This window comes from Streptomyces sp. BB1-1-1 (assembly GCF_031597775.1).
GTDB lineage: Bacteria > Actinomycetota > Actinomycetes > Streptomycetales > Streptomycetaceae > Streptomyces > Streptomyces thinghirensis.
Genome location: NZ_CP134203.1, coordinates 6,528,139 through 6,547,644, shown reverse-complemented (window position 1 = coordinate 6,547,644; position 19,506 = coordinate 6,528,139). Strand labels below are relative to the sequence as shown.

Genomic DNA, 19,506 nt, shown 5'->3' with positions numbered 1-19,506 from the left:
CGCTCACCACCCCTCGGCACGCTCACCACACCCGCACTCACCGCTCCGCAAGCCCCGACCGCACCGCCTCCAGGTCGCCGTCCGACGCCAGCCCGGCGTGGTAGAGCCGCAGTTCCGTCGCGCCCAGCTCACGGGCGCGTGCCGCGTCCTCGGCGAGCGTGTGTGGTCTGCCGCCCATGCCGGAGACCACGGTGAGGTTGGCGGCGAGTACGGCCCCGGCGCGGTCCTGCTCGGCGAACGGCGTCAGCAGGCCCGCGCCCCCCGTGCAGGGCACGACCACACCGTCCGCGACGGACAGGATGTGCGCGGGGTCGACGCCGGCGTTGGCGCCGCAGTGGTACGAGACGGGGTCGGCGTGCAGCAGGACCCGGAAGCCGCCGGGCGCGGCGGCGCGTACGGCCGCGACCGCCGCCTCCTGGAGCGTGCGGGCGGTCTCGTCCCGCCACGCGCGCGTGGCGTTCGCCGGCGCCTCGCCGAGCAGCTTCTGCACGCCCGCCCAGCCCCCGTCCGACGGCGCCGCTCCCCGCCACACCGGTTCGAGCGCGACGCGTACGGCGGCGGCCAGTCCGTCGGGGTCGAGGCCCTGCCCGCCGTAGCCCGCCCGGCAGTCCGGGCAGAAGCACAGCGACATCAGGTACTGCCCGGCGTCCCCGAGGCCGACTCCGCCGGTCTTGTCGTGGGCGTGCAGGTGGGCGAGCCCGTACCAGCCGAGGGACTCCAGTTCGGTGCCGCGCGCCCCTGGCCGCACCGCCGCCTCGGCGGCCAGGGCGGTGAGGTACGCGCGCGTGGCGGGCTGCGCGATACAGGGCGCCCATGGGTAGCGATCGCCATAGGCGTTGACGACGGACGTACGCGGACGCTCGGCGCCGAGGCGGGAGTTGTGGGCGAGGACGACCCAGGTGTGCACGTCCAGGCCCGCGTCCGCGAGGGCGGCGGCGGCCTCGCCCCAGGCGTCGCCGGGCGCCCAGTCACCGGCCTCGTACGGGCGCGGGTCCCGTCCCTCCCAGCGGGCGTCGGGTGGGTAGAGGACGGCGGCGTACTCGGCGGTGATGACGCGGTGGCGCGGGTGGCGGGGGGTGAGGGCGCGGGTGGAGTGGTAGGCGGCGGCGAGCGTCACCTGCTCGACGCCGGTCCCGGCGATGCGCTCCGCCGCCGCCGGGTCCCCGTTGACGTCCCAGGGGTAGACGAACGCCGACGCCCTCACTTGCGGCCCTCCCCGTCCAGCAGCGCGTGACCCCGCTCGATCACCTGCGCGAGTTGCTTCACATGGCCCTCGGTCGGCTCCTGCAACGGCGGCCGCACCTCCCCCACGTCCAGCCCGCGCAGCCGTACGCCCGCCTTGACCAGGGCGACGGCGTACCCGCGGCCCTGTGCGCGCAGTTCGACGAAGGGGCGGTAGAAGCCGTCCAGCAGGCGGTGCGCGACGGCGTCGTCGCCCGCGCGGAGCGCCCGGTGGAAGGCGAGGGCGATCTCGGGGGCGAAGCAGAACACGGCGGAGGAGTAGAGGGTGACGCCGAGCGCGCGGTAGGCGAGCTGCGTCTGCTCGGCGGTCGGCAGCCCGTTGAAATAGAGGAAGCCGTCGCCTCGGGGCGCCTCGTCGTCTCCGGGACCCTCCCCGTCGCCGGGCACCTCGGTGCGCACGGCGCTGATGACCCGCTGCATGAGGTCGAGGTCGCCGAGCCCGTCCTTGAGTCCCACGATCCCGTCCGTGCGGGCGAGTTCGACCACGCTCTCCGGCGTGAACACGGCGTTGTCGCGCTGGTAGACGATCACCGGCAGGGAGGTCGCGGCGGCCACCTCCCGGTAGTGCCGCACCAGCCCCGCCTGCCCGGCGAGCACCAGGTACGGCGGCATGGCGAGCAGCCCGTCGGCCCCGGCCTCCTCGGCGAGGCGGGCGTAGCGCACGGCGAGGGCGGTGCCGTAGCCCGCGCCCGCCAGGACGGGCACCCGGCCCGCGGCCTCCTCGACGGCCGCCCGGACGCAGGCCTGGAACTCCTCCGGGGTGAGCGCGTGGAACTCGCCGGTGCCGCAGCAGGCGAACACGGCGGCGGCTCCGGCCTCGATCCCGCGGCGCGCGTGCGTGCGGTAGACGTCGAGGTCGACCTCGCCGTCGGGGCCGTAGGCCGTGACGGGGAAGAACAGCGGACCGCTGGGGGCGGTGAGCCGGGCGGCGAGAGGGGCTGAGGTCACGGGCGCTCCCCATTCCATATTCATGATCTGTGTCTATATTTCTGAACGCAACCACGCTAAGCCGCCTCGTGAACACCGTCAAGCAGGCGCCCCCTTGACGCGCGACCACCCGCTCTTTACCGTGTCCACACATATGAACTCCAGGTACGGATTCGTACAACTGTCGCCGCTTCAGGAAACCCAGGAGTCCCGAGGATGCCCGCTCCCCGCACCGTCCTGCTCACCGGCGCCGCCGGCGGCCTCGGCACCCTGATGCGGGACCTGCTCCCCGACCACGGCTACGAGCTGCGCCTGCTCGACCTGCGCCCGATCGAGGGCGAGCCGGACGCCGTGGTCGCCGACCTCGCCGACCGGGCGGCCGTGCGCGAGGCGGTACGGGGCGTCGACGCGATCATCCACCTCGCGGGCATCTCCCTGGAAGCCCCGTTCGAGAAGATCCTGAAGGCGAACATCGAGGGGACGTACAACCTCTACGAGGCCGCCCGCGAGGAAGGCATCGGACGTATCGTCTTCGCCTCCTCCAACCACGCCGTCGGCTACACCCCGCGCCCACAGGGCGACGACCCGCTCATCCCGGTCGACACCCCGCGCCGCCCGGACACCTTCTACGGCCTGTCCAAGTCCTTCGGCGAGGACCTCGCCCAGTTCTACTGGGACAAGCACGGCATGGAGACCGTCTCCGTCCGCATCGGCTCCTGCTTCCCCGAGCCGACCAGCGTGCGCATGCTCTCGGTGTGGATGAGCCCCGCCGACGGCGCCCGCCTCTTCCACGCCGCCCTGACCGCCGAGAACGTCGGGCACACCGTCGTCCACGGCTCCTCCGCCAACACCCGCCTGTGGTGGGACCTCACCTCCGCGCGGGCGCTCGGTTACGAACCGCGGGACGACTCCGAGCCGTACGCCGAGAAGCTCGTCGCCGAGCAGGGCGACCTCGACCCGGACAACCCGGCGCACGCCCGCCTCGGCGGCCACTTCGTGACCGACCCCCCGATCTGGCCGTACTGACCGGAACCGATCGATCAGGAGGCGGGCGGGCACCGAACGGGCCCGCCCGCCTCCGCACGCGGGCATCCGCACTGCCCGTTCTCACGCCCCGCCCCGCCGCGTGCCAGGTCCGAGACGGGCACCCGTCGGCCGGAACGGGCACAAGCGGGCAGTATCGGGTCCGCGACAGACCTGGTCAGTGCCGCACGGCCGCTGTAGAAATTCCCCCATGGCCCCCACGGGCCCGAACGGGCAAGGACACGGCGACGAGGCGGTGAGGCAGGTGTTCGGCATGGACACGAGGACGGCGGAGGAACGCCGGCACGAGATCGTGCGGCTCGCCCGCGCCACCGGCTCGGTCGACGTCACCGCGCTCGCGGCCGACCTGGGCGTCGCCAAGGAGACCGTACGACGGGACCTGCGCGCCCTGGAGGACCACGGCCTGGTCCGCCGCACCCACGGGGGCGCCTATCCCGTGGAGAGCGCCGGGTTCGAGACCACGCTCGCCTTCCGCGCCACCAGCCACGTGCCCGAGAAGCGCCGGGTCGCCGCCGCGGCGGCCGAGCTGCTCGGCGACGCGGAGACCGTCTTCGTCGACGAGGGCTTCACCCCGCAGCTCATCGCCGAGGCCCTGCCCAGGGACCGGCCGCTGACCGTGGTCACCGCCTCGCTGCCGGTGGCCGGCGCGCTCGCCGAGGCCGGCGACATTTCCGTCCTACTGCTCGGCGGCCGGGTCCGCTCGGGCACGCTGGCCACCGTCGACCACTGGACGACGAAGATGCTGGCCGGCTTCGTCATCGACCTGGCGTACATCGGCGCCAACGGCATCTCCCGCGAACACGGCCTCACCACCCCCGACCCGGCGGTCAGCGAGGTCAAGACCCAGGCGATCCGCGCCGCCCGCCGCACCGTCTTCGCGGGCACGCACACCAAGTTCGGGGCGGTCAGCTTCTGCCGGTTCGCGGAGGTCGGCGCCCTGGAGGCCATCGTCACCAGCACGCTGCTGCCCACGGCCGAGGCCCACCGCTACTCGCTGCTCGGGCCGCAGATCATCCGCGTCTGAGAAGCCGACTCCCTCCCCGCAAGCCCCGACCCACGCCCCTGGAGGACAGGCGCATGCCCTCCTCTGCCCCGTAACTCACCATTCCTCCCCATATATTCAGGAGCGATCCATGCGAACCCAGAGCCGACGGAGGCCGCGAGCCACGCTCGCCATGGCCGCCGCAGGGACGCTGCTCGCCCCGCTGCTCTCCGGCTGCTGGGTCGGGGCGGGCGGCGCCGGATCCGGCGGCAACGCCATCAACGTCCTGATGGTCAACAACCCGCAGATGGTCGAGTTGCAGAAACTCACCGCCGACCACTTCACCGAAGAGACCGGCATCAAGGTGAACTTCACCGTCCTGCCGGAGAACGACGTCCGCGACAAGATCAGCCAGGACTTCGCCAACCAGGCCGGCCAGTACGACGTCGCCACCCTCTCCAACTACGAGATACCGATCTACGCCCGCAACGAGTGGCTGCGACCGATGGACTCCTACGTCGCCGAGGACCCGGCGTACGACGAGCAGGACATCCTGGGGCCGATGCGCGAGTCCCTCACCGGCGACGACGGCAAGCTCTACGGCCAGCCCTTCTACGGCGAGTCGTCCTTCCTGATGTACCGCAAGGACGTGTTCGAAAAAGAGGGCCTGACGATGCCCGAGCACCCCACCTGGACCCAGGTGGCCGAGCTGGCCGCCGAACTCGACGGGGCCGAGCCGGGCATGAAGGGCATCTGCCTGCGCGGCCTGCCCGGCTGGGGCGAGCTGATGGCACCCCTGACGACGGTCGTGAACACCTTCGGCGGCACCTGGTTCGACCAGGACTGGCAGGCGCGGCTGGACTCCCCCGAGTGGGAGAGGGCGACGAAGTTCTACGTCGACCTCGTCCGCGAGCACGGCCAGTCCGGCGCCGCCCAGTCCGGCTTCGCCGAGTGCCTGAACAACATGACCCAGGGCAACGTCGCCATGTGGTACGACGCCACCTCCGCCGCCGGATCGCTGGAGTCGGCGAACTCCCCCGTCAAGGGCAGGATGGGCTACGCGCCCGCCCCCGTGGAGAGGACCGAGTCCTCCGGCTGGCTCTACACCTGGGCCTGGGGCATCCAGGATGCCTCCCGCAACGCCGACAAGGCCTGGAAGTTCGTCTCCTGGGCGTCCAGCAAGGAGTACGAGCAGCTGGTCGGCGACGAGATCGGCTGGTCGAACGTCCCGGCCGGCAAGCGCGCCTCGACGTACGAGAACCCGGACTATGCCAAGGAGGCCGCCGCCTTCCAGGAGATGACCCGGGAGGCCATCGAGGGCGCCAAGCCGAACGACCCCGGAGTGCAGCCGCGCCCCGCGCCCGGCATCCAGTTCGTCGGCATCCCCGAGTTCACCGACCTCGGCACCAAGGTCTCCCAGGAGATCAGCGCGGCCATCGCCGGACGCCAGTCCGTCGAGGAGGCCCTGAAGAAGTCCCAGCAGCTCGCCGAGAAGATCTCCGAGGAGTACGAGGGACGATGACCGCCACGACAACGGCCCCCTCGGCCGCACCCGACCACGCACGACCCACCGTCCGTCCGCCGTCCTCCCGGCTGCGGGCCTGGGCCACCCGGGCCCCCCTCCTCCCCGCCCTGATCTTCATGATCGTGGTCACCCAGCTGCCCTTCGTGGCGACCCTGGTGATCTCCTTCTTCGACTGGAACTCCCTCTACCCGGACGCCCGCACCTTCACCGGCTTCGGCAACTACGGCGACGTCCTGTCCGACCCGGCCCTGCGCAAGTCGGTGTGGACCACGATCCTGCTGACGGTGGCGGTGGTCCTGGCCAGCCTGGTCCTCGGCCTGGCCCTCGCCCTGCTGCTGGACCGCCGCTTCAAGGGCCGGGGCGTGGTCCGCACCCTGCTGATCGCCCCGTTCCTGGTGGTCCCGGTGGCGGCGGCCCTGCTCTGGAAGCACGTCCTCTACAACCCGGAGTACGGCCTGCTCAACGGCCTGCTGCACTACGTCGGCGGCCCGCAGCCGGACTGGGTCTCGAACACGCCGCTGCTCGCGGTCGAGGCCTCACTGGTGTGGCAGTGGACGCCCTTCATGATGCTCATCCTGCTGGCCGGACTGCAGAGCCGGGACCAGCAGCAGATCGAGGCCGCCCGGGTGGACGGCGCGAGCGACTGGCAGATCTTCGTCCACCTCACCCTCCCCCACCTGCGCCGCTACCTGGAGCTCGGCGCCCTGCTCGGCTCGATCTACATCGTCCAGAACTTCGACGCCGTCTTCACCATCACCTCCGGTGGCCTGGGCACGGCCAACCTGCCCTACACCGTCTACCAGAGCTTCTACCAGGCCCACGAGAACGGCCTCGCCTCGGCCGCGGGCGTCCTGGTCGTCATCGGCTCGATCATCATCGCCACCTTCGCGCTGCGCGTGGTGTCGTCCCTGTTCCGCGAGGAGGTCGGCCGCGCATGAGCGCCACCGCCGTACGACCCGCCGCCACCGGCACCACCGGCACCACGCCCGTACGAGCCCGCCGAAAGGCGGGTGCGGGTCTGGGCCTGGTGGCCTGGCTGGCCGGGATCGTCTTCTTCCTGCCCATCGCCTGGATGGCCCTGACCTCCTTCCACTCGGAGGAGGACGCGGCCACCAACCCACCGTCCTTCGCGGCCTCCCTCACCCTGGACGGCTACCGAGAGTTCTTCGGCGCGGGCGGCGGCGCCAGCCCCTGGCCCGCGCTGATCAACTCGGCGGTGGCGTCGGTCGCCTCCACCCTCCTCGTCCTCCTCCTGGCCCTGCCCGCCGCCTACGCCCTCTCCATCCGCCCGGTGAAGAAGTGGACGGACGTCCTGTTCTTCTTCCTCTCCACCAAGATGCTGCCGGTGGTGGCGGGCCTGCTGCCGATCTACCTGTTCGCCAAGAACACGGACATGCTGGACAACATCTGGCTGCTGGTCATCCTCTACACCTCCATGAACCTGCCGATCGCGGTCTGGATGATGCAGTCCTTCCTGGCCGAGGTCCCGGTCGCGATCATCGAGGCGGCCCGGGTGGACGGCGCGAGGCTGCCGACGATCCTGGCCCGGGTGGTCGCCCCGATCGCCCTCCCCGGCATCGCCGCGACGTCGCTCATCTGCTTCATCTTCAGCTGGAACGAACTGCTCTTCGCCCGGGTGCTGACGGGCGTGGTCGCCGAGACCGCCCCCGTCTTCCTGACCGGCTTCATCACCAGCCAGGGCCTCTTCCTGGCCAAGGTGTGCGCCGCGTCGCTCGTCATCTCCCTGCCGGTGCTCGCCGCGGGGTTCGCCGCCCAGGACAAACTGGTCCAGGGCCTGTCGTTGGGAGCCGTGAAATGAAGGCCGCCGTCATCGAGTCCGTGGGCCGTGCCGTCGTCGCCGAGGTCCCCGACCCGACGCCAGGGCCGCGCGAGGTCGTCGTGGAGGTCGCCGCCTGCGGCCTGTGCGGCACCGACCTGCACATCCTCCAGGGCGAGTTCGCGCCCAAGCTCCCCATCGTGCCGGGCCACGAGTTCGCCGGCGAGGTGGTCGGCGTGGGCGACCGGGTCACGGAGGTGGCGGTCGGCGACCAGGTCGCCGTCGACCCGTCCCTCTACTGCTACGAGTGCCGCTACTGCCGCACCGGCCACAACAACCTGTGCGAACGCTGGGCGGCCATCGGCGTGACGACGGCCGGCGGCGCCGCGAAGTACGCGGTGGCCCCCGTGGCGAACTGCGTGAAGCTCCCCGAGCACGTCCGCACCCAGGACGCGGCCCTGATCGAACCGCTCTCCTGCGCGGTCCGCGGCTACGACGTCCTCCAGTCCCGCCTCGGCGCCCACGTCCTGATCTACGGCTCCGGCACGATGGGCCTGATGATGCTGGAGCTGGCCAAGCGCACCGGCGCGGCCAGCGTCGACATGGTCGACCTCAACCCGGCCCGCCTGGAGACGGCCCGCGGCCTCGGCGTCTCGGCCTCGGCCGCGACCCCGGACGAACTGGACCGCCCCCAGGGCTGGGACCTCGTCATCGACGCGACCGGCAACGCGGCGGCCATCCAGGACGGCCTGGACCGGGTCGCCAAGGCGGGCACCTTCCTCCAGTTCGGCGTCGCCGACTACGCGACCCGCGTACAGATCGACCCGTACCGCATCTACAACCAGGAGATCACCATCACCGGCTCGATGGCGGTCCTGCACAGCTACGAACGCGCGGCGGAACTGTTCGCGAACGGCGTCCTCGACCCCGACGTCTTCATCAGCGACCGCATCCCCCTGGACCGCTACCCCGAGGCACTGGAGCAGTTCGCCTCCGGCGTCGGCAGGAAGATCGTCGTCACGCCCTAGTGGACGGCGTGCCGGTTCAGCACTCGCCGTCGTCCGAAGCCGGGCCACCGCCCAGGACGTGGGCGGTGGCCAGTTCCCGGTAGGCCGGGCTGGAGGCGAAGAGTTCGTCGTGCCGGCCGCCGGCCACCGTACGACCGTCCTCGAGGACGACGATCCGGTCGGCGTGCCGCACGGTGGCGAGGCGGTGCGCGATGACGAGCACCGCGCAGTCCCGGCTGACGGCGTTCAGCGTCCGGATCAGCGCCGTCTCGTTGACGGCGTCGAGGTGTGAGGTGTGCTCGTCGAGGAGGAGCAGTCGCGGCCGGGCGAGCAAGGCGCGGGCCAGGGCGACGCGCTGGCGTTCCCCCGCGGACAGGGTGCCGCCGCGGTCGCCCAGTCTGCCGTCCAGGCCCCCGGGCAGCCGCCGCACCACGTGCTCCAGCCGGGTCAGGCGTACGACACGGAGGACATCGTCGTCGGTGGCTCCGGGGTACGCGTAGGTGATGTTCTCCCGCAGGGTGCCCTCCAGGACGTGCGTGTTCTGGTCCACGAGGGCGATGCCCGCGCGGCACTCCCGGCGGCTCAGCTCCGCGGTCGGGCGGCCGTCGAACCGGATGGTCCCGGCGTCGGGTTCGTACAGGCGCGCGACCAGGGCGAAGAGCGTGCTCTTGCCGGCTCCGGAGCGGCCGACGAGTGCCACCAGTCCGCGCCGCGGCACGGTGAGGCTCGCCCCGCGCAGCACCGCCCGATCCGGGACGTAGCCGAAGCGGACGTCGGTCAGCTCCAGCGCGGGGGCCGGGAGACGCGGGGTGGCCGGTGGCGCGCCGGGGGCCGTGCGGCCGGGCGCCTCCGTGGACCGCTGGGCTTCCTGGGGCTCTTGGGGAAGGGCCAGGACTTCGTCGATCCGCACGCAGGCGCCCGTGCCGCGCTGGATCAGGCCGATGGCGCGGAACACCGAGGACAGCGGCATGACCAGGTACGACGCGTACAGCAGGAAGGCGACCAGGTCGCCGAGGGAGCCGGCGCCCCCGCTGCCGACCCGCATGCCGCCGACGACCAGGACGAGCAGGAAGGAACCCTGGACCGCGAGTTCGACGGCACTGCTCATGACCGCGGCCAGCTTCGCCGCCCGCACGCCCGACCGGTAGGCCGAGTCCACCCGTTCGCCGATGCGGCGCTCCTCGCGCTCCTCGGCCCGGTACACCCGTACCACAGGCAGGGCGCCGAGGGCGCGCTCCAGTTCGGCAGCGACGGCGCCCACGGAGGCCTGCATGTGCTGCGACGCCACCCGCATGCCCTTCAGGAGCGTGGTGACGACGGCCGCGGCGAGGGCGACCGTCAGCACGACGAGGAGCAGCAGCAACGGGTCCAGCCACAGCATCAGCAGCAGCGCCCCGGCCGAGACGAGACAGCCGGTGAGCAGGTCGACCAGTGCCTGGGACACGACGTCCCGCAACAGGGTGGTGTCGGCGGTGACCCGCGAGACCAGGTCCCCGCCGCGGTGCCGGTCCGCCTCGCGCATCTCCAGCCGAAGCAGCCGGGAGACGAGTCCGTGACGCACCATGCGGATCACGCCCTCGCCCATGCGGTCCAGCAGGAAGCGGCCGGCCGCTCCCGTGGCGGCCTCCGCGACGAAGAGTCCGCACAGCAGCAGCAGGAACGGCCACAGCAGCTCACCGCGGGCGCTGGAGTCCACGACGTGCTTGGCGACGAGCGGCTGGGCGAGTCCGAGCGCCGACGCGGCCAGGGTCAGCGCGGACGCCACCGTGATGCTGCGCCGGTGGCCGGACGTCAGGCGGAACAGGGAGGCGACCGAGCCCCGCGTCGTCCGGCTCGCGGACGGCACGCGGGACTCAGGTCCTCGGTCGCCGGGGCCGGGGCCGGGGCCGGGCGCAGCGTCGTCCGCGACGACCGTCTCGCTCACGTCCGCGTCCGCCGTGCCGGGGCCACCGTCACCAGCCGCGCGAAGTAGTCGTCCGGGACGCCCTCCCCCACCGGGCGGCCGTCGGCCTCGATCCAGGCGTGGGCGGAGAACGGCGGCACCTTGCGCACCCCGGTGCACCAGGTGGGCCAGGTGCCGTGCAGCCTGCAGAGCAGGGCCGCCCCCAGCGACCGCGGCAGGCAGCCGCGCGGCCCCGCGCAGCGCAGGCTCACCGCGCACAATGCCTCCCGGGCCGCCGCGGCCTGTGCGGGGGTGGCGGGCCGCCCGCCACGGCGTACCCGCTCCAGTACGGCGCGGATGTGCCGCGGCGGCAGGAAGGACAGGGCCAGCGCGGGGACGAGGACGAGACGGGCGGCCAGTCGCCGGGCGAGGGGGACTCCGGTGGGCCGGTCCAGGGCACTGGGCGTGGTCACGAGACCAGCCCCGCGGCCCGCAGGTCGCGCACCAGCGCCGTCACGTCCTGCTCGGCGCGGTCGCGGTCGATCTCGAACCGCGCGACCAGCGCCGCGGCGGCGGCCGCCTCGTCGCCGCCGTCCATGAGGGTGCGCACCACCAGTTCACCCGTGGGGTTGAGTTCCCAGTAATCCCCGGTGCGTTGGTCGAGCAGCACGGTTCCGTACTGGGTCTGCGCGGTGGAGACGTCGGTGTCGAATCGGAGCGTCATGGGAGCGGCACCTTTCTGCTGTCTCGCGTCATCCGGGGGCGGATTCAGGACGTGGGGCGCGGTCGCGGGAGCGCAGCCACACCTCGCCCGCGATGGTCGAGTAGAGGATCGCGTCGCGCAGGCCCGGCGCGGACGGCCGTTGCGCGAGCCGGCGCAGTTCACCGCCGTCCACCAGGCCGAGGTTCTCCAGCCGGGAGCCGGTCCACAGGGTCATCAGGTCGCCGCGGTGGCGACGCAGGCCGTCCGACGCGTCCATCGACGCCTCGGCCTTGTTGGCTCGTCGCAGGCACTCCTCGGGGACGACACCGCGCATCGCCTCGGTGAGCAGCGGTTTGTACCGCCACGGCGTGACCCGTTCGTCGGGCCGCACCGCGAGGCACGCCTCGATGACGCGGTCGTCCAGGTACGGTGACGCCATCGGAAGTCCCGCCCGGGCCGCCATCCGCTCCCACTGCCGGATGATGCGCGTGCAGGTGCGGATCAGCTCCAGGTCGGTGTGCAGGCCGCGGTCCGCGTGCAGCGACTCGGCCCGCGCGGCGGAGTCCAGCAGGGCCCGGCGGGCCAGCCGTTCCGTCTCGGCGGTCATCCAGGGGAACAGGCGGGGGGACATCCCCCAGCCGAGGCCGCCGGTCACCGAGGACTCGGGCATCGGATCGCGCAGGTGCCGGGCGGAGTCCGCCAGCCAGCGCGGGTAGGCACGGGAGTCGGCGAGGGCGCGCGCCGTCCCGCCGAGTGGCCAGTTCCACAGGGCCCGAAAGCCCCGCAACTGGCGCAGCGCGAACAGTGGGCGGGTCCGCAGCAGCCGGTGGTAGTACGCCTCCGAGCACCAGGCGACATGGTCGCCGCCGATGCCGGTGAGGTGCACCCGGCTGCCGCGCTCGGCGAGCCACGGCAGGTGCTGCAGGACGCGTGAGCGGTCCATCACCCCGATGGTCGGCTCGTCGAGCAGGTCGTCGACGCCGAGCAGGTCCGAGTAGACCAGGGCCGAGGCGTCCGCGTCCCAGACGACGTGGTCGACCTGAGGGAGGTGCCGCGCCGCCTGTCCGGCCCAGGCCAGATCGGTGTCCGCGGGGTCCCGTCCGGGCCAGGTCGCCGCCACCACGGACGCGTCGGAGCGGGCGGCCAGGAAGCAGACGGAGGTGGAGTCCAGCCCGCCGGACAGGTCGCAGCTGACCACGCCGCCCGCCCGGGTCCGGACGTCCACGGCCTCGGCCAGTGCCTCACGGACGGCCGGGGCACCCTGCGCGAGGGTGCGGGTGGGCTCCGGGGGCCGCCACCACCGTGTGGTACTGACCCTTCGTCCGTCGGCGGAGACGAGCAGGGCGTTCTCGGGGGAGACCGCCTCCACTCCCTGCCATACGGAGGTCTCGTACAGCGGGTGCGGCACCGGCCACAGGAGCCGGACCGCCAGCCGGTCGGTGTCCGGGCTGCTCCCCAGGGCCTCGGCGATCAGGTCCGCGCTCGTCGCGGCCACGTGGACACCACCGATGCGCGCGTGGAAGACGAGACGCAGCCCGGAGGCGGTGCCCTGCACCCGCAACCGCCCGCCGTGGGTGGCCACCAGGTGGAAGCTGCCCGGCAGGGACCGGGCCAGGACGTCGAGTTCGGTGAGGTCGCGCAGACGGGCGGCCCGGCGTTCGAGCTGTCGGCCGTCGGCCGGGCACCAGCCGACGGCGGCGAGGGCCGTCGCGCCCGCCCGGGCCGTGGTGATCTCCGCGCCGGACCACCGGCCGACCAGCCAGGGCCGGCCCGAAGCGTGGGGCAGGACGCGGGTTCCGGGGCGGCGGAAGAAGCGGGCCGCGGCGGCCGCCTCCTCGCAGTCTGGAAAGACCGCGAAGTGGGCATCGCCGCGACCCGGTTCCGCGCTCTCGTGCATGTCGGACATGCAGTCGCGCTACGTGCCGGCCGTCAGTTCTTGCTGAGGATCAGACGGTCGTTGCCGCTGCGCTGCAACAGCCCGGTCTTCTCGCGGAAGGACCCGAGCCGGACGAGTGTCGGGGCCTCGTACGTCTTCTCCATGCCATCACCTCGATGTGAGCGGTGCCGTCGGTCCTCCTTGCGGCCCGGCGGCGGGAACACCAGCTAGCGGGGCGGCGCACGGCACAGGCAAGACACTCAAAATAAGTCATATCGTCGGATTTTAAGGGGGTTGGTCCGGACGGCATACGCCCCGTCGGTCGCCCTCCCCGGAAATCAAGGGGGGTGGCGTAGGGAGGCGAACAGGCGGTGCACGCCCTCCGACCTGCCCGGCACGGTCGACGCACCGGACAGGGAGACCGCCGGAGCCGGGACGTGCGGTGCGGGGGCGCCGACCGGCGCACAGCGCACCGGGAACGCAACCGACGGGTCCGGGGTCCGGTCGGCAGACGGACCGCCCCCGCCGCCGGCCACCCCCGACCCGATTGGCCCCCGGGTAAGGGAACGGTAAAACGCCCTCGCTCGTTCACCCGGCATGACAGCTATGACCCCCGGCTCGAACATCCCCCTCTCCGCCGCCCGCGTGACGGTGGACGTCGCCGCGCCCGTGCGGCTCGACGTATCGGGCCTGCTGCTCACCGCCGACGGCAAGGTGCGCTCCGACGACGACTTCATCTTCTACAACCAGCCCACCGGCCAGGGCGTGACCTACCGCTCCGGCGGCGGCGCCGCCCCGGACGCGATCGTGGTCGACACCTCCGCCGTGCCGCCGGGCATCGAGAAGATCGTCGTCACCGCCAGCCCGGACGCCGCCGGGCAGTCCTTCCAGGGCATCGAACCGACCGCCACCATCCGCAACGCGGACGACAACTCCGTCCTCGCCACCTTCACGCCCCCGCAGCTCGGCACCGAGACCGCGCTGGTGATCGTGGAGGTCTATCTGCGCAACGGCGCCTGGAAGGCCCGCGCGGTCGGCCAGGGCTACGCGAACGGCCTGGCCGGCATCGCCACCGACTTCGGCGTCACGGTGGAGGAGCCCGCCGCCCCGGCCCAGCCCGCCGCTCCCGCGCAGCCCGCGCCCCCGGCACGGGCGCAGGCGGCCACCCCGCCGCCCCCGCCCGCCGCCGCGCCGACGATGCCCGCCGCTCCTCCCGCGGCACCGGCCGCCCCGGCGGCCCCCGCCCCGGGCGCCGGGAAGATCAACCTCGACAAGGGCCGGGTCAACCTCCAGAAGAACCAGACCGTCTCCCTGGTCAAGGGCGGCCGCCCGGTGCTGTCGCAGGTCAAGATGGGCCTCGGCTGGGAGCCGGCCTACCGCGGCAAGGACATCGACCTGGACGCCTCGGTCATCGCGTACGGCCCGCAGCGCAACCACATCGACAGCTGCTACTTCGGCAAGCTCCAGATCGTGGGCGGCGCGATCAAGCACTCCGGGGACAACCTCACCGGTGAGGGCGGCGGGGACGACGAGGTGATCACCGTCGACCTCGGCCGACTCCCGCAGGAGGTCAGCGGCCTGGTCTTCACGGTGAACTCGTTCTCCGGGCAGAAGTTCACGGAGGTCGCCAAGGCCTACTGCCGCCTCATCGACGCCGCGAGTGGCGAGGAGTTGGTCCGCTTCGACCTCACCAGCGCCGAGCCGCAGACCGGCGTGATGATGGCGAAGCTGATCCGCCAGTTCTCCGGCGAGTGGGAGATGACCGCCATGGGCGAGTTCGTCAAGTCCCGCACGGTCCGGGGCATGGTGAAGCCGGCGGCGAAGGCGCTGTAGCCCATCCGGACAGTGGGGCGCTCGCCACTCGGCGGGCGCCCCACCGCCCCTTACGCCCGCAGCCCGTCCCACATCAGCGACAGATACCTGCGGATCGACTCCCCGTCCTCCCCGCCCTCCCCGTCGGTCGCCCCGGCCGCCGTGGCCACCCCGTGCACCAGCCGCAGCACCTCGATCGGCTCGACGTCCCGTCGCAGCGTCCCCGCCTCCTGCGCCGCCCGCACCAGCCGCCCGGCCGCGCCCCGCAGGCAGTCGCCGCACGCCGTGTCCACCGCCGAGCCCCGGGCCGTGACGGCGGTGCCGAGCAACGCCCTCATCCCGCGGACCTGGATCATGCCGACGGCCAGCTCGTCCAGCCACTCCCGCAGCGCCTCGCCCGGCGCCCGGTCGCCCGCGACGATGTCCGCCCGCGCCGCGATCGCCTCGATCCGGTCGAGGTAGGCCGCCTCCAGCAGCGCCTGCCGCGTCGGGAAGTGCCGGTACAACGTGCCGGTCCCGACCCCCGCGCGCCTGGCGATGTCGTCCAGGGAGGCGCCTTCACCGTGCTCGGCGAAGGCCGCACCCGCGACCTCCAGCAACCGCTCACGATTGCGACGGGCATCCGCACGCATGGGCCTGACCTGCGCCATCCCACTACTCCCTGCACCCGGGGTCTTCCGCCGAACCCTACCGCCCGCCCGCGGGCCGCCGCCCGGCCCACCGAACGGAGGGAACCATTCCGCACCGGCCGGGTCTCCAGTCCAAGGATGACAGCCTTGTTGATGTTGCTGTTCGCGCTGTACGCGATCAGCGGTTGGGTGGCGGTCCTCATCGCCTTCGGTTATCTGCTGGGCGCGCTGGCGCGCACCCGGCCGGCGGACCTGATGCGCGACGAGGGGCCGCGGACGGTGCGACTGCTGTTCCCGACACCCGCCTACCTGCGCCTGGACCGGATCGCGACCCTGTGCCTGGTCCTCTTCGACCTGTGGGTCGTGTCCCTGATCCTGCTGCTCGGGCAGGACGGCATCTTCACCGAGGACTGGATGGGTTCTCCGGGCATGATGGACTCCACCGGCGCCTCCTTCCAGGACGACGCCGTGCACGGCCTGCTCACCGTGATGGGGTGGACGTGCGGTGTCACGGTCCTGTTCCGGTGGTGGACGGCCGCGGTGACCCAGCTGTGCCTCCTGTCCGCAGCGGCCTGGTGGATCGCCTCGTTCGAGACATGGTGGAGCGGCTGACGCCCCGCGGACTAGAACAGCGCGCTGTACGCGTTCAGCGCCGGCTGCCCGCCCAGGTGGGCGTAGAGGACGGTGGCGTCGCGGCCGATCTCGCCGCGGGTGACCAGGTCGACCAGTGCCGCCATCGACTTCCCCTCGTAGACCGGGTCGGTGACCATGCCCTCGGTCCGGGCGGCCAGCCGCATGGCCGCGAGCGTGGTGTCGTCGGGGACGCCGTACGTGCCCGCGTGGTACCGCTCGTCCAGCTCGACGTCCGCCTGGGTCAGTTCCGCCGACACGCCGATGAGCCGCCCCGTGCGGTGTGCGATCCGCGCGATCTGTTCCCGGGTGCGGTCGGGCCGGGCGGACGCGTCGACACCGATCACCCGCCGGGTCCGGCCGCCCGCCTCCTCCAGCGCGCGGAAGCCGGCGACCATGCCGGCCTGGGTCGAGCCGGTCACCGAGCAGACGACGACGGTGTCGAAGAAGACGCCCAGCTCCCGTTCCTGCTCGGCGACCTCGTACGCCCAGCCGGCGAAGCCCAGCCCGCCGAGCGGGTGGTCGGAGGCGCCGGCGGGGACGGCGTAGGGCTTGCCTCCCGCGTCCTCGACCTCCTTGAGCGCCTGTTCCCAGCTCTCCTTGAAGCCGATCCCGAACCCGGCCCGCACCAGCCGCACGTCGGCGCCGGCGAGCCGGGAGATCAGGATGTTGCCGACCTTGTCGTAGACGGCGTCGGGCCAGTCCACCCAGCTCTCCTGCACCAGCACGCACTTCAGTCCGGCCCGGGCCGCGACGGCCGCCACCTGACGCGTGTGGTTCGACTGCACCCCGCCGATGGAGACGAGCGTGTCGCAGCCTTGCGCGAGGGCGTCGGCGACCAGGTACTCCAGCTTGCGGGTCTTGTTCCCGCCGTAGGCGATGCCGGAGTTCAGATCCTCCCGCTTGGCCCAGAGCGTGGCCCCGCCGAGGTGTGCGGTGAGCCGTTCGAGCCGGTGCACGGGCGAGGGGCCGAGGAGCAGCGGGTAACGCTCGTACGAGGAAAGGGGCACGGTTGCTCCCGGATCGGTACGGATCAGTCGGAGTCGGCGAGTTCTGCGAGGCTCCGCCAGATGTCCGCCGTCACACGGAGCGCCGTCTCCGTGTCGCCGGCCGCGCAGGCCTCGATGAGCCGTTCGTGCAGCCCGGCCGAACGGCAGGTGCCGCCCTCGCCGAAGCGGCGGCGCTCCAGCCTGCGGATGAGCGGGGTGTAGCGGGCGACGGTGGAGGCGGCGGCCCGGTTGCCGGCGGCGCGGACGAGGACGTGGTGCAGTGCGTCGTCGGCGCGCAGGGCACCGTCGACGTCGCCGGCGCGGACGGCCGAGGCGAACCGCTCGTTGGCCGCGCGCATCGCGTCGAGGTCCGCCTCTCGGAGCCGGGGTACGGCGACGCGCGTGACCAGTTCGTGCATGGCGCCGACGACGGCGGCGGCGTCCCGCACGTCGGCGGCGACCACCGGGGTGACCCGGGTGTAGCTCTGCGGCTTGCTCTCCAGCAGCCCTTCGTCCACCAGCCGCGAGAACGCCTCGCGCACCGGGGCCCGGGACAGCCCCAGCCGCTCGGCCAGGTCGGCGTCGCGCACGACGGCGCCGGGTTCGATCTCCCCGGCGACGATGGCGTCCCGGATGGCTTCGCAGGCGCGGTCACGGAGCAGGGTGCGGGATACGGGGCGGATGGCGTCCACGACTGAAATGTTAGATGTCAACGCGCACCCGGACAAGGCTGCGGCCCGCACCTGCTCAGCACAGGTGCGGGCCGCGGTGGACCTCGGGGCCGGCGCTCAGGCCACTCGGGAAGGGCAGCGGCCAGGTCGTGTTGGTCCCCCGTTCTAACGCCGCTGCCGCTTCCACGGCCCAGTGATCGCCAGCAGGATGCCGGGGTCCTGGATATTGGCGTAGAGGGTCTTGCCGTCGGGCGAGAAGGTGACGCCGGCGAACTCGCTGTACTCGGGCTCCTCTTCGGATCCGACGTTCAGGTCGTTGCGGGCGATGGGGTACGTGCGCCCGCTGTCGGTGGCGCCGAAGAGGTGCTGGACGCCGTCGCCGTCCTCGGCGATGACGATGCCGCCGTACGGGGAGACGGTGATGTTGTCGGGGCCGTCGAAGGCGCCGTCCGCCGACGGGTCGGGGTTGACGCCGAGGAGGACCTTGAGGGTGAGGGTGCGGCGCTTGGGGTCGTAGAACCAGACCTGGCCGTCGTGCGGCCGGCCGGGGCTCTCGTCACGGGCGAAGGAGGAGACGATGTACGCGCCGCCGTCGGCCCACCACATGCCCTCCAGCTTGCGGGCGCGGGTCACCTGGCCGGCGCTGAACTGCTTGCGCACGGAGGTGCTCTTCGCGTCGCGGTCGGGGACGTCGATCCAGTCGACGCCGTAGACGGTGCCGGTCCTCGTCGCGCGGGAGAGGTCGTCGACGAACTTGCCGCCGGAGTCGAAGCACTTGAACGCCTGGAGGACCCCGGCGTCGTCGGCGAGGGTGCGCAGCCGGCCGCGGCCGTGCCGGAAGCCCTGCGGCGGGACCCAGCGGTAGAAGAGGCCGTTGGGGCCGGAGGCGTCCTCGGTGAGGTAGAGGTGGCCGCGCCTGGGGTCGACGACGACGGCCTCGTGGGCGTAGCGGCCGAGCGCCTTGATCGGCTTGGGGTCGCGGTTGGCGCGGCGGTCCTCGGGGTCGACCTCGAAGACGTAGCCGTGGTCCTTGGTCATCCCCTCCTCGCCGGCCTTGTCCTCGGTCTCCTCGCAGGTCAGCCAGGTACCCCACGGGGTGCTGCCGCCCGCGCAGTTGGTGGCGGTGCCGGCGATGCCGACCCACTCGGCGACGTGGCCGCCGCGGCGGACCTCGACGACCGTGCAGCCGCCGGCCGCGGCGGGGTCGTAGACGAGGCCCTCGGTGAGCGGGACGGGGTGGGGCCAGTCGTCGCGGTGGCCGCCGAGTTCGTGGTTGTTGACGAGGAGGGTGGTGCCGCGCGGGCCGTCGAAGGTGGCGGTGCCGTCGTGGTTGGACGGGGTGTACTCACCCGACTCCAGCTTGGTCCGGCCGCAGTAGGTGATGATCTCGTACCGGAACCCGGCGGGCAGGGCGAGGATGCCGTCGGGGTCGGGGATCAGCGGCCCGTAGCCGACCCCGCCGTGGTCGTGTCCGTGTCCGTGGCCTCTGCCGTGCTCCTCCCCCGCGCTCTCGGTGTCCGTGGAAGCGAGGGCGTTCGGGGCGGTGGCGAGGGCGCCGACGCTGCCCGCCAGCACGACCCCGGCGCCGGTGAGCGCGGAGCGACTGGCGAAGTCCCTGCGGGTGAGCGACATGGTGACTCCTGTGACGGTGGACGTGCCGGACGTGCCGTGGAGGGTGGCGGACCTCGGCCCGGCGACACGGTTCCGCCCGCGCCTGAACGGCGGTTGAACTACGCACGGCGCCCACGCGGCATCCCGCACAACCACGAACCCGCCCCCGCAACCGCGGGCACCTCCCGCCTATCCGCGG

The 19,506-nt window shown here is 72.7% G+C and carries 19 protein-coding genes; 8 read left to right on the top strand and 11 right to left on the bottom strand.

Annotated features, from left to right (window positions below; translation table 11 throughout):
• Positions 1-37: 37 nt before the first annotated feature.
• On the bottom strand, positions 38-1,204 hold the full coding sequence (locus RI578_RS29945) for a hypothetical protein (RefSeq protein ID WP_310873982.1): 1,167 nt from the start codon (positions 1,202-1,204) through the stop codon (positions 38-40).
• The gene (locus RI578_RS29940; RefSeq protein ID WP_310873981.1) at positions 1,201-2,190 is read right to left on the bottom strand and encodes a 5-dehydro-4-deoxyglucarate dehydratase; all 990 of its coding nucleotides are present in this window, start codon (positions 2,188-2,190) and stop codon (positions 1,201-1,203) included. Before RI578_RS29940 ends, RI578_RS29945 begins: the two co-directional genes overlap by 4 nt.
• A gap of 195 nt (positions 2,191-2,385) precedes the next feature.
• Between RI578_RS29940 and RI578_RS29935 the strand changes: the two genes are divergently transcribed.
• The 6 genes from RI578_RS29935 (at position 2,386) to RI578_RS29910 (ending at position 8,525) form a co-directional block, all read left to right on the top strand.
• On the top strand, positions 2,386-3,195 hold the full coding sequence (locus RI578_RS29935) for an NAD(P)-dependent oxidoreductase (protein WP_121746375.1): 810 nt from the start codon (positions 2,386-2,388) through the stop codon (positions 3,193-3,195).
• Positions 3,196-3,466: 271 nt separating this feature from the next.
• Positions 3,467-4,237 (top strand): DeoR/GlpR family DNA-binding transcription regulator, encoded by a 771-nt coding sequence (locus tag RI578_RS29930; RefSeq protein ID WP_310875897.1) that lies wholly within the window; start codon positions 3,467-3,469, stop codon positions 4,235-4,237.
• A gap of 109 nt (positions 4,238-4,346) precedes the next feature.
• Complete coding sequence (locus tag RI578_RS29925; protein WP_310873980.1) at positions 4,347-5,717, top strand: sugar ABC transporter substrate-binding protein; 1,371 nt, start codon at positions 4,347-4,349, stop codon at positions 5,715-5,717.
• Entirely contained in the window at positions 5,714-6,658 is a 945-nt protein-coding gene (locus tag RI578_RS29920; protein WP_310873979.1) for a sugar ABC transporter permease, read from the top strand. Before RI578_RS29925 ends, RI578_RS29920 begins: the two co-directional genes overlap by 4 nt.
• Positions 6,655-7,539 carry a carbohydrate ABC transporter permease gene (locus RI578_RS29915; RefSeq protein ID WP_310873978.1) on the top strand — a complete coding sequence of 295 codons (885 nt, stop codon included), beginning with the start codon at positions 6,655-6,657 and terminating at the stop codon, positions 7,537-7,539. Before RI578_RS29920 ends, RI578_RS29915 begins: the two co-directional genes overlap by 4 nt.
• Positions 7,536-8,525, top strand: a complete 990-nt coding sequence (locus RI578_RS29910; RefSeq protein WP_310873977.1) for a zinc-dependent alcohol dehydrogenase family protein — start codon at positions 7,536-7,538, stop codon at positions 8,523-8,525. Before RI578_RS29915 ends, RI578_RS29910 begins: the two co-directional genes overlap by 4 nt.
• Positions 8,526-8,541: 16 nt before the next feature.
• On the opposite strand, the gene RI578_RS29905 is transcribed toward RI578_RS29910, so the two are convergent.
• The 5 genes from RI578_RS29905 to RI578_RS29885 form a co-directional block, all read right to left on the bottom strand.
• Complete coding sequence (locus RI578_RS29905; RefSeq protein ID WP_310875896.1) at positions 8,542-10,350, bottom strand: ABC transporter ATP-binding protein; 1,809 nt, start codon at positions 10,348-10,350, stop codon at positions 8,542-8,544.
• 74 nt (positions 10,351-10,424) lie between these two features.
• Complete coding sequence (locus tag RI578_RS29900; protein ID WP_310873976.1) at positions 10,425-10,859, bottom strand: lasso peptide biosynthesis B2 protein; 435 nt, start codon at positions 10,857-10,859, stop codon at positions 10,425-10,427.
• Positions 10,856-11,110 carry a lasso peptide biosynthesis PqqD family chaperone gene (locus RI578_RS29895; RefSeq protein WP_310873975.1) on the bottom strand — a complete coding sequence of 85 codons (255 nt, stop codon included), beginning with the start codon at positions 11,108-11,110 and terminating at the stop codon, positions 10,856-10,858. Before RI578_RS29895 ends, RI578_RS29900 begins: the two co-directional genes overlap by 4 nt.
• A gap of 28 nt (positions 11,111-11,138) precedes the next feature.
• Positions 11,139-12,995 carry a lasso peptide isopeptide bond-forming cyclase gene (locus tag RI578_RS29890; protein ID WP_310873974.1) on the bottom strand — a complete coding sequence of 619 codons (1,857 nt, stop codon included), beginning with the start codon at positions 12,993-12,995 and terminating at the stop codon, positions 11,139-11,141.
• 23 nt (positions 12,996-13,018) lie between these two features.
• The gene (locus tag RI578_RS29885) at positions 13,019-13,129 is read right to left on the bottom strand and encodes a keywimysin-related RiPP (RefSeq protein ID WP_310873973.1); all 111 of its coding nucleotides are present in this window, start codon (positions 13,127-13,129) and stop codon (positions 13,019-13,021) included.
• Positions 13,130-13,571: 442 nt separating this feature from the next.
• Between RI578_RS29885 and RI578_RS29880 the strand changes: the two genes are divergently transcribed.
• Entirely contained in the window at positions 13,572-14,798 is a 1,227-nt protein-coding gene (locus RI578_RS29880) for a TerD family protein (RefSeq protein WP_310875895.1), read from the top strand.
• Positions 14,799-14,848: 50 nt separating this feature from the next.
• Here RI578_RS29880 and RI578_RS29875 read toward each other — a convergent pair whose 3' ends face one another.
• On the bottom strand, positions 14,849-15,427 hold the full coding sequence (locus tag RI578_RS29875) for a helix-turn-helix domain-containing protein (RefSeq protein WP_310873972.1): 579 nt from the start codon (positions 15,425-15,427) through the stop codon (positions 14,849-14,851).
• A gap of 117 nt (positions 15,428-15,544) precedes the next feature.
• Here RI578_RS29875 and RI578_RS29870 point away from each other — a divergent pair, with 117 nt between their 5' ends.
• Positions 15,545-16,018: a hypothetical protein gene (locus tag RI578_RS29870; protein WP_310873971.1), complete on the top strand. Its 474-nt coding sequence runs from the start codon at positions 15,545-15,547 to the stop codon at positions 16,016-16,018.
• An 11-nt stretch (positions 16,019-16,029) separates the two neighbouring features.
• Here RI578_RS29870 and RI578_RS29865 read toward each other — a convergent pair whose 3' ends face one another.
• From RI578_RS29865 to RI578_RS29855, 3 genes are all read right to left on the bottom strand, one after another.
• Positions 16,030-17,046: a 1-aminocyclopropane-1-carboxylate deaminase gene (locus RI578_RS29865; protein WP_310873970.1), complete on the bottom strand. Its 1,017-nt coding sequence runs from the start codon at positions 17,044-17,046 to the stop codon at positions 16,030-16,032.
• A gap of 23 nt (positions 17,047-17,069) precedes the next feature.
• Positions 17,070-17,717, bottom strand: a complete 648-nt coding sequence (locus RI578_RS29860; protein WP_310873969.1) for a GntR family transcriptional regulator — start codon at positions 17,715-17,717, stop codon at positions 17,070-17,072.
• 144 nt (positions 17,718-17,861) lie between these two features.
• Positions 17,862-19,328, bottom strand: coding sequence for a PhoX family protein (locus tag RI578_RS29855; protein ID WP_310873968.1), 1,467 nt, complete (start codon positions 19,326-19,328; stop codon positions 17,862-17,864).
• Between the last annotated feature and the right edge of the window lie 178 nt (positions 19,329-19,506).